9 protein-coding genes are annotated in these 9,560 nt (G+C 69.8%); 4 read left to right on the top strand and 5 right to left on the bottom strand.

The features are described from left to right. Positions 1 to 239 precede the first annotated feature (239 nt). From FV217_RS20935 to dapA, 3 genes are all read right to left on the bottom strand, one after another. Entirely contained in the window at positions 240 to 806 is a 567-nt protein-coding gene (locus tag FV217_RS20935; protein ID WP_147820342.1) for a peroxiredoxin, read from the bottom strand. Between the two features lie 287 nt (positions 807 to 1,093). Further along, on the bottom strand, positions 1,094 to 1,567 hold the full coding sequence (smpB, locus tag FV217_RS20930; RefSeq protein ID WP_147820340.1) for an SsrA-binding protein SmpB: 474 nt from the start codon (positions 1,565 to 1,567) through the stop codon (positions 1,094 to 1,096). A 197-nt stretch (positions 1,568 to 1,764) separates the two neighbouring features. Next, positions 1,765 to 2,661, bottom strand: coding sequence for a 4-hydroxy-tetrahydrodipicolinate synthase (gene dapA / locus FV217_RS20925; RefSeq protein ID WP_147820338.1), 897 nt, complete (start codon positions 2,659 to 2,661; stop codon positions 1,765 to 1,767). A gap of 185 nt (positions 2,662 to 2,846) precedes the next feature. On the opposite strand from dapA, the gene FV217_RS20920 reads away from it, so the two are divergent. Next, positions 2,847 to 5,186 (top strand): lytic transglycosylase domain-containing protein, encoded by a 2,340-nt coding sequence (locus FV217_RS20920; protein ID WP_147820336.1) that lies wholly within the window; start codon positions 2,847 to 2,849, stop codon positions 5,184 to 5,186. A 41-nt stretch (positions 5,187 to 5,227) separates the two neighbouring features. Here the strand turns inward: FV217_RS20920 and FV217_RS20915 are convergent, their stop codons facing one another. Continuing rightward, a complete protein-coding gene (locus FV217_RS20915; protein ID WP_147820334.1) occupies positions 5,228 to 6,451 on the bottom strand; it encodes an acyl-CoA dehydrogenase family protein in 1,224 nt (407 codons plus the stop codon). A gap of 290 nt (positions 6,452 to 6,741) precedes the next feature. On the opposite strand from FV217_RS20915, the gene FV217_RS20910 reads away from it, so the two are divergent. From FV217_RS20910 to FV217_RS20900, 3 genes are all read left to right on the top strand, one after another. Beyond that, positions 6,742 to 7,704 carry an aliphatic sulfonate ABC transporter substrate-binding protein gene (locus FV217_RS20910; RefSeq protein WP_147820332.1) on the top strand — a complete coding sequence of 321 codons (963 nt, stop codon included), beginning with the start codon at positions 6,742 to 6,744 and terminating at the stop codon, positions 7,702 to 7,704. Between the two features lie 84 nt (positions 7,705 to 7,788). After that, positions 7,789 to 8,022, top strand: a complete 234-nt coding sequence (locus FV217_RS20905) for a hypothetical protein (protein ID WP_147820330.1) — start codon at positions 7,789 to 7,791, stop codon at positions 8,020 to 8,022. 154 nt (positions 8,023 to 8,176) lie between these two features. Continuing rightward, positions 8,177 to 9,223 carry an LLM class flavin-dependent oxidoreductase gene (locus FV217_RS20900; protein ID WP_147820328.1) on the top strand — a complete coding sequence of 349 codons (1,047 nt, stop codon included), beginning with the start codon at positions 8,177 to 8,179 and terminating at the stop codon, positions 9,221 to 9,223. A 16-nt stretch (positions 9,224 to 9,239) separates the two neighbouring features. On the opposite strand, the gene FV217_RS20895 is transcribed toward FV217_RS20900, so the two are convergent. Continuing rightward, on the bottom strand, positions 9,240 to 9,437 hold the full coding sequence (locus tag FV217_RS20895; RefSeq protein WP_246683070.1) for a hypothetical protein: 198 nt from the start codon (positions 9,435 to 9,437) through the stop codon (positions 9,240 to 9,242). Positions 9,438 to 9,560 lie beyond the last annotated feature (123 nt).

Genomic DNA, 9,560 nt, shown 5'->3' with positions numbered 1-9,560 from the left:
CCCGGCGACCGCCCGGCCCGCCCCGCCGGCGACACCGGTCGCCGCGAATTCGCCGAGCGCGGCGGATCGCGTGCCTCGAGCCCGGCCCTGGAGAGCCGCTACGGCATCCGCCAGCCGGGCGATCCGGAAGACCCCGCCGAGGCTTGAACTGGTGTGCGGAAGCCCTGGTGATCAGGGCTTCCGCATCCACCGCATGGGCGGCGGCGCGCGGTCGCGCTTGCGCTGCGCGAGGGGTTGGATCACGCCTCCGCGTCGAGCCAGTCGATGACCTGCTCGGCGCTGCGGTCCGGCGGAAACACCGGATAGAACACCTTGGTCACGACGCCGTCGTCGAGGACCAGGGTGAGCCGCTTCAGGAGCACCGTGCCGCCGGCCTCGAAAGTCGGCAGCCGTGCTCCGAGCGCCAGGGCACGGTGCCTGTCGGAGAGCAGCGTGTAGGGCAGGTGCAGCCGCTCGGCGGCCTCGCGCTGGTAGTCGCTCGCTTGCGTCGACAGCCCGTGCACCTGCGCGACGCCGCGCGCGATCAACGCGCCATGCCGATCGCGAAAGGCGCAGGCCTGCGGCGTGCAGCCCCGTGCACCGGGAATCGCATCCCAATCCGCGACGAGGTTCGGCTGTCCCGGCTCGCCGGTGCGCGGATAGGCGAAGACGACGGTGCGGCCCGGAAGCCGCGCGAGCGAGACGGTTTGCCCATCGGTCGCCGTCAGCGCCACGTCCGGCAGTCGTCTGCCCTGCAGATGGTCGGCGGCGCCGTCATCGACAGGCGCCGGCAGATCGGGTGGCAGGGTGGAATAATCCTGGGTCACGCGCGCCTCCGACGGGATGGAGCCCACGAGATGATGCGCGGGAGCTGCCGCCGCAAGCGATGGGCGAGGACGGCGGTTTCATGCCCCCGGTCGTATTCTGTCGCCTCATGATCGAGAGGTGACTCTACTCATCTATAGGAATAATAGCGGATGAGCGTCACGCCGTCAACCGGTTTTCGCGCGCCCGTGACCAAGCGGAGCCATTCCGTGCGGCGTTCCTGCCAGTGGGACGGCATGGGACAGGCGGGACGTCCGTCCCAAACGTTCGCTTCGCCGAACGCGTCTTTTCAACCCTTGTCCCGCATCAGCCGCGCCTTGTCGCGCTGCCAGTCCCGCTGCTTGGTCGTCTCGCGCTTGTCGTGCAGCTGCTTGCCCTTGCCGAGGCCGAGCTCGACCTTCGCGCGGCCGTCCTCGTTGAAGTAGATCTTGAGCGGGACCACGGTCATGCCCTGGCGCTGGGTCGCGCCGATGAGCTTGTCGATCTGGCGGCGATGCAGCAGCAGGCGGCGGGGGCGCTTGGGCTGGTGATTGAAGCGGTTGGCCTCGAGATATTCCGGGATGTTGCAGTTGAACAGCATCAGGTCGTTGCCGGACGGCCCGGCATAGGACTCGCCGATCGTCGCCTTGCCGTTGCGCAAGCTCTTTACCTCGGTGCCGCTCAACGCGATGCCGGCCTCGATCACGTCCTCGATCGCGTAGTGATAGCGGGCCGAGCGGTTGTCCGCGACGACCTTGCGGTTGGGTTCGGTCTTGGGAGCCATGGTCTTCGGGATGCAATCGTGTCGGGGCCAAGCTGCCGGATATGGTGTCGATCGGCCCGTCCGGCGAGCCTTGCCGTCTCATCTCAGTGGCCCTTACGGCTGACGCCTTCAGGGCCCTCCGCCGCACGAGCGGCGACGCGCCGTCGCGCTTGCCGATGGCCGGTCGCAGCGAGGGTCGCAGCTTTCGGCCATTGGTATCAGTCCGCGATCAATCCGGCGAAGCGGAGCGCCGCGTCGACGGCCTGCTTGCAGCCCTCGGAGGGCGGCACCATCGGCAGCCGCACCTCGTCCGACATCAGGCCGAGCCGGGCCAGCGCGTACTTCGTCGGCACCGGATTCGACTCGTAGAAGAGCGCGGCGTGGAGCGGGGTCAGCCGGTCCTGGATCTGGAGGGCCTTGGCGTAGTCGCCTGCCAACGTCGCCTCCTGCAGGTCGGCGCTGAGGCGCGGCGCGACGTTGGAGGCCACCGAGATGCAGCCGCAGCCGCCATGCGCGTTGTAGGCGAGCGCCGTCGCATCTTCGCCTGAAAGCTGGATGAAGCTCTCACCCATGGCATGGCGCTGGAGGCTGACGCGGTCGATCTTGGCGGTGGCATCCTTCAGGCCGGCGATATTCTTCAGTTCGAAGAGGCGCGCCATGGTGTCGACGCTCATGTCAACCACCGAGCGGCCGGGGATGTTGTAGATGATGATCGGGATGCCGATGGCGTCGTTCACGGCCTTGAAGTGAGCGTACATGCCCTCCTGCGTCGGCTTGTTGTAATAGGGCGTGACGGTGAGCACCGCCTCCGCGCCGACGGCCTCCGCGTGGCGCGCCCGCTTCACCGCCTCGAGGGTCGAGTTCGAGCCGGCGCCGGCGATCACGGGCACCCGGCCGGCGGCCTGCTCGACGCAGATCTCGACGACGCGGTCGTGCTCCTCGTGGCTGAGCGTCGGGCTCTCGCCTGTGGTGCCGGTCGGCACCAGTACGTGCGTGCCTTGCTCGATCTGCCAGTCGACGAACTTGCGGAAGGCCGCCTCGTCGACGGCGCCGTCACGGAACGGCGTCACCAGCGCGGTCATCGAGCCTCTCAGGCGCGCACGGGTCTCGGTCATCCTGCTGGTCCCAGCCGTCTCTTGGTGTGCCGTCGGTCCGCCTCTGTGGGGCGGCGCCCGCAAATCGGGGCGGGCAGACATAGGCGCTCGGCCGACGCCGCGCAAACCCTTCGCAGACGCAGTTAATGCCTTCTTAACGCACGCGGGGCCAGCTTGACGTTTGGCCTCCCGACTCGGGGTGAACCATGGCGGTCTTTCATCGACCTCGCCTGACTCTCGCGGCGCTCCTGCTCGGTGGCGTCGCCCTCGCCGGCCCGGTGGGTGCGGCCGACGCCACCGGACCCGCCACGACGGCGGCGTTGCCGGCGAGCGATGCCGACGCCTCCTCCGCCGCCCTCAAGGACACCGCGCCCTCCGATCCGGTCGCCGCCGACGCGCTCAAGGTCGAGCCCTCGAAGAGCGAGGCCTCCAAGGGCGAATCCGCGACCGACGCGCCGCTGCCGGCCGCCGCCAGTTCCTACGCCTCGACCGACACGGAGACGCCCGTTGCCTTCCCGCTGCCGGATGCGTCGGTCTCGCCCGCCGCCCCCGTGCCCGAGGTGCCGGACCCGGCCCGTGCCCTGTTTGCCGGCGACACCGATCTCGGCCAGCTCCGCCAGGCGATCGACCTCTACCGCAAGGGCAAGTTCGCCGACGGCGACCGCCTGCGCGACGGCTTCAAGGACCCGGCGGCGCGCGCGCTCTGCGAATGGGTGGCGATCCGCGCCGGCACCGGCGTGGATCTCAGGCGCATCGCCGCCTTCCTGCGCGACAATGCCGGCTGGCCGGCGGGCCCGCTGGTGCGCCGCCGCGGTGAAGAGCGGCTGCTTGCCGAGAAGAAGGATCCGGCCCAGGTCCGCGCCTACTTCGCCACCGCCAAGCCCGAGACCGCCCCCGGAAAGCTCGCCCTGGCGCTCGCCTTCAAGGCCGACGGGCTCGATGCGGACGCCGCCGACCTCGTGCGCGACCTCTGGCGCAGCGAGAGCTTCGGGCGCGTCTTCGAGGCCAAGGTGATGGACGCCATGCCCGGCATCCTCACCACGATCGACCACCGCACCCGCATGGAGCGCGCGCTGCTGAAGGAGGACTGGGAAATGGCCGGGCGCGCGGCCGGCTATGCCGGCGGCTCCTATGCCAGCCTGGTGCGGGCGCGCCGCGTGGTCGAGGCCAAGGGCGCGGGCGCCCCGTCCGCCCTCAACGCTGTGCCGCCGAGCCTTCGCAACGATTCCTCGTTCATGCTCTCGCGGGCGCAGTACTATCGCCGCGCGGACAAATTCGAAGAGGCCGCCAAGATCCTGGCCGCCGCGCCGACGAACCCCGAGGTTCTCGTCGACGGCGACGAATGGTGGGTCGAGCGTCGCATCGTCGCCCGCAAGCTGATCGACCAGGGCGACACCAAGGCCGCCTACGCGGTGGCGAGCGGCCACAGCGCCCGCACCACCGAGAAGCGCATCGAGGCCGAGTTCCATGCCGGCTGGATCGCGCTCCGGTTCTCGGGCGACGCCAAGGCGGCGCAGGCGCACTTCGCCAAGGCCGCGGACATCGCCGAGACGCCGATCTCGATCGCGCGGGCCACCTACTGGCAGGGTCGCGCCGCCGACCAGCTCGGCAACGCGCGCGAGGCCAAGACCTTCTACGAGCGCGCCGCCGGCCAGCCGATCGCCTATTACGGCCAGCTCGCCCGCGCCCGGCTCGGCCAGTCGAGCTTCGATCTGCGCCGCGCCGCCGATCTCGACGGGGACGCCCGCAAGGCCTTCGACGACCGCCTGTTCGTGCGCGCCCTGAAGCTGCTCTCGGCCGCCGCGATGAAGGATCTGGCGCTGCCGCTCTACATCGACGCGGCAAAACTCCTGACCAACGAGGCGGAGGTGAATGCGCTGGGCGACGTCGCCCTGCAGACCGGCGACGCGCGGGCGCTCGTCGCCATCGGCAAGCTCGCGACGCAGCGCGGCCTGGCGCTCGACGTCCACGCCTACCCCACCATCGGCATCCCCGAATACGAGGCCTTCGTGGCCGTGCCGCAGGTGGAGCGCGCCATGGTCTTCGCCATCGCCCGGCAGGAGAGCCAGTTCGACCCGCGCGCCCAGTCCGGCGTCGGGGCGCGCGGCCTGATGCAGATGATGCCGGCCACTGCCTCGCGCACCGCCAAGCGCGTCAGCACCGCCTACGAGCAGGGCCGTCTGACCAGTGATCCGGCCTATTGCGCCCGGCTCGGCCAGGCCCATCTCGGCGAGCTGATGGAGGATTGGCGCGGCTCCTACATCCTCGCCTTCGCCTCCTACAATGCCGGCGGCGGCAACGTGAAGAAGTGGATCGACGCCTACGGCGACCCCCGCAAGCCCGGCATCGACCCGATCGACTGGGTCGAGCGCATTCCCTTCACCGAGACCCGCAACTACGTGCAGCGCGTGATGGAAAACCTGCAGGTCTACCGCAACCGCCTCGGCGGCAAGGGGGACGGCAAGAACGCCCTGCTGATCGAGCAGGATTTCGCCCGCGGGGCCAAGCCGGCGGCGAGCGCCGAGGCCGCGCCGGTCGCGCCGTAGCCGCGGGTTTTCTTTGGAGCTCTCGCCGAAGGTCACGCTCCTCAGGCCGTGCCGACCCGGTACTCGCGCGGCGGCCGCGTGCCGCTGACGGCGAATTCCCCGACGCTGCGCTCGCGGTAGATTCGCGGATTGTGCGAGGTCAGGGTGCGGGCGTTGCGCCAGTGGCGGTCGAGCCCGTGCTCTTCCTTCACCGCCGAGGCCCCGAGGGCGTCGAACAGGGCGGTGGTGGCCTCCAGCACGAGGTTCGTCACCACGGTGACGGCCTGGTTGATCTCGACGTCGGCGATCGCCGTGGCCGGCTCGGCCGCATCTCGGCCGCCGGCCCGGACCGCCTCGTAGGCGCGCTGCACGGCCTCGGCCGCCTTCAGCACGATCGCGCCCGCCGCATAGGCGTTGCTCCGCACGCGCCCGACGACCGCCAGGATCTGCGGGTCGTCCGCCGTGCGGCCGGCATTGCCGTGGCTGTAGACGCGGGTTCGAGCCTGGACGAGCCGGGTCACGTCCTCGGCGGCGGCGCGGCCGATCCCCGCGAGCGTCGCGAGATGCACGAGCTGGAAGAAGGCCATGGCATAGGGAAAGCGCACCGTTTCCGGCTTGATCAGATCCGCGCTCAGGACGACGCCGGTGAAGCGGGCGGTGCCGCTCGCGGTGAGCGCCTGCCCGAACCCGTCCCAATCGTCGTCGATCGCGACGCCGGGCGTCCGCGTCGGCACGGCGGCGATGACCGGCGCGCCGCTCTCGTCCTGCGCCGAGAGGTGGATCCAGTCCGCGAACAGCGAGCCGGTGGTGTAGAACTTCCTGCCGTCCACCACCCAGTCCTCGCCGCGGCGGCGCACCACGGTATCGAACTGCCCGACCTTGGCCGGCCCGGTCTCCGAGACGCCGCTGCCGACGGTCTCTCCGGCCGCGATCCGGGCGATCCAGCGCGCGCGCCACTCCGGCGACGCGGAGGATAGCACGTCCTCGGTGAAGCCGAAATGCGCGCGCAGGGCGTTGGTGACGTTCGAATCGGCCTGCGACAGCTCGATCAGCAGGTTGAACAGTTCGGGCAGGCCGGCGCCGTGGCCGCCGTCCGACGGATCGAGGCGAAGCGTCGTGAAGCCCGCCTCCTTGAGCCAGCCGATCTCGGCATGGGGCAGTGTTCGCCCGGCGTCTCGCGCCACGGCGGTGGCGCGAATCTCCGAAAAGATCGGCCGGAACCGCGCCGCGAGAGCGTCGTAGCGCCCGCTCGGACCCGCCCCCCAACCCGCATCTGTCTGCGACATCGCTCGGCCATCCCGTTCTGAATGCCGCCGCGCAGGAACGATGGGAGAAGCGACGGCCGGCGCGGCGGCCTCATGGAATCGGCAAATTCCGGGTAGAACTCAAGGTGTGGCCGCCTGTTATTGGGATCGTCTCGCCATTTTGAAATCGGTTTCTTCCAATAATCGAGCATATGCACGATCGTTCTACTGAGAATCTCCAATATAGAATAAGAATCTATTTGATCGTCGCGGTAGGCCGTCTACGCTCGACGGCCGGTCCTCCGCCGTCCCAGCGCCCCGAGTTGTCCTGCATGATCCTGTCCCGCCGCCGTTTCGCAGCCTCGCTCGGAGGCGCGCTCGGCCTCGGCCTGGCGGGAGCCGGGGCGGGCCGTGCCGCCAAGACGGTGCGCTTGAGCTTCCAGCGCTCCTCGACCCTGCTGACGGTGCTCAAGACCAACGGGACGCTGGAGACACGGCTCGGCGCGGCGGGCAGCGGGGTAAGCTGGCACCAGTTCACCAAGGTGATCGAGCCGATGAATACCGGCGCGGTCGACCTCCATGCCGACGTCGCCGACGCGGTGCCGATCTTCACCCAATCGGCTCGGGCGCCGTTGACCTTCTATGCGATGGAGGCGGGCTCGCCCCGCGCCGACGCGATCGTCGTGCCCGCGGAATCCGAGATCCGCTCGATCGCCGACCTGAAGGGCCGGACGGTGGGCGTCTCGAAGGGCTCCGGCTGCCATTTTATCCTCGCCGCCGCCCTGAAGCGCGAGGGCCTGAGCTTCGCCGACATCAGGCCGGCCTATCTCGAAGCGCCGGACGGGGCCGCCGCCTTCGGGCGCGGCAGCCTCGACGCCTGGGTGATCTGGGATCCGTTCCTGGCGATCGTGCAGGCCAAGCGGCCGGTGCGCGTGCTCGCCGACGCCGGCGGCCTGTCGAGCTACAACCGCTACTATACGGTCAACGATAGCTTTGCCGCCGCGCATCCCGAGATCGTCGCCACGGTGTTCTCGGCCCTGGTGGAGGCTGGCCGTTGGGTGAAGGCGAATCCGAAGGAGGCGGTGGCCCTGCTCGCGCCGCTCTGGGGCGACCTGCCGCCCGAGGTCGTCGCCACCGTCAACGAACGGCGCAGCTACGCCGTCAAGCCGGTCGACCGCGCGGCTTTGGCCGAGCAGCAGAGCATCGCCGACACCTTCCTGGAGGCCGGCCTGATCCCGCGCAGGCTCGACGCCACCGACGTGCGGATCTGGCAGCCGCCGGCCGGGAGGGGCTGAGCCGCATGACTTTCGCCGAGAACGCAAATTGCCTAGTTTGCAACCTGGCCGAGAGTTCGCGGTCGAGGCCAAGAGATCGGGTGAATGCCGCGCTACTTCTTCGACATCGTCAACGGCGGCAGTGATATCGACAATGAAGGCAGCATCTTAGCGAATTTTGAGGCCGCCAGGGAAACAGCCGTTAGGATAGCGTTCGATGCCGCGATCTCCGCACCGCCGATCGACGGCGAACACCCGGCCGTTGTGACGGTGCGCGACAGCTCGGGACGCACGATCCACAGCGTCTGGATCCAGGTGTGCGAACAGGCTCATACCTGAACCGACGTGGCCCATCTCCTTGGTGCATTTGCTCCACAAGGCTGCAGGATCGAGCATTGCGGTGCCGCCTGCACCACCGCCAGCACCTCCTCCCTCGTCGCAACGAGGGCGAGGAGAGCGCTCATCGCGATCGAACCGCGTATCCGGAGCCGGCATGACCCACCCTCTCCGCTTCGGCATCTGGGCCGCCGTCCACGGCTCGCGCGCCGCCCACCACGACCCGGACGAACCGGACGACGCCGGCTGGGCTCGAAACCGTGATCTGGTGCTGGAGGCCGAGGCGCTCGGCTTCGACGCCGTGCTCGTCGCCCAGCACACAATGAATCCCTACGACGAGGGCCGCGACCAGCTCGAAGCCTGGACGGCCTCGGCGGCGCTCGCGGCGCTGACCCGCCGCATCGAGATCATCGCGGCGATCAAGCCGGGGCTCTACCACCCGGTGGTGCTCGCCAAGATGGCGCTGCAGATCGAGCATGTCAGCGAGGGCCGCTTCGGGATCAACCTCGTCAACGCCTGGAACCGCGCCGAATTCGAGCGGGCCGGCCTGCCGTTTCCGGCGCATGACGAACGCTACGCCTATGGCCGCGAGTGGATCGGCCTCGTCGACCGCCTGATGCGGGGCGAGCGCGTCGATTTCGAGGGCCGGCACTTTCGCGTCGAAGACTACCGGCTGAAGCCCGCCGGCACGTTCCGCCCGCGCCCGACGATCTATGTCGGCGGCGAGTCGGAGCCGGCGCGGGCGCTGGTCGCCGACCACGGCGACGTGTGGTTCATCAACGGCCAGCCGCACGGCGACGTCGCCGCCCTCATCGCCGATGTCGCCCGCCGGCCCGCCGCGCAGGGCCGCCTGCGCTACGGCCTCTCGGCCTTCGTCATCGCCCGCGAGACGGATGCCGACGCGAAGGACGAGCACGCGCGCCTGCTCGACCTCAGCCGCCGCGACGAAGCCTTGCGCGCCGACACCCGCGCCCGCACCGACACGGCGAGCGTGATGTTCGCAAAGACCGATGCGGCGGCGACGCGGCATGTCGGCACCAACGGCGGTACGGCCGCGGGACTGGTCGGCAGTTACGGGACCGTCGCCGAGCGCGTCGGCGCATTCCATGCGGCCGGCATCGAACTGTTCATGCTGCAGTTTCAGCCCTTCGAAGCCGAGATGCGGCGCTTCGCGCATCACGTGATTCCGTTGGTGCGGCGGTGACGGCGCCGCCTCGGGATCAGCCTCGCTTCGCCGCCAGCCGTCCGGCGCCGCCGGCGAGGCATCCGGCGAGATAGGCGGCGAGCATCAGCGTGGCGGTTTCGACCCAGAGCCCGGGCTGGCCCGGCACGGTCTGCAGCAGGGCGAGGGCGGAGAGGATCGCCAGGAGTGCGAACGGGATCGCGGCGGCGGCGAGAGCGAAGCGGTCGCGGGGCAGGAAAAGAACTTCGACAGCTACGGGCCGACCCGGATGTCGGAGATGCCCCGGGTCGAGGTCCACATCATGCCGTCGTCCGCCGCGCCCACCGGCATCGGCGAGCCCGGCGTCCCGGTGATCGCC

It is taken from the genome of Methylobacterium sp. WL9, assembly GCF_008040035.1.
Lineage (GTDB): Bacteria > Pseudomonadota > Alphaproteobacteria > Rhizobiales > Beijerinckiaceae > Methylobacterium > Methylobacterium thuringiense.
This window is presented reverse-complemented; position numbering and strand designations above follow the sequence as displayed.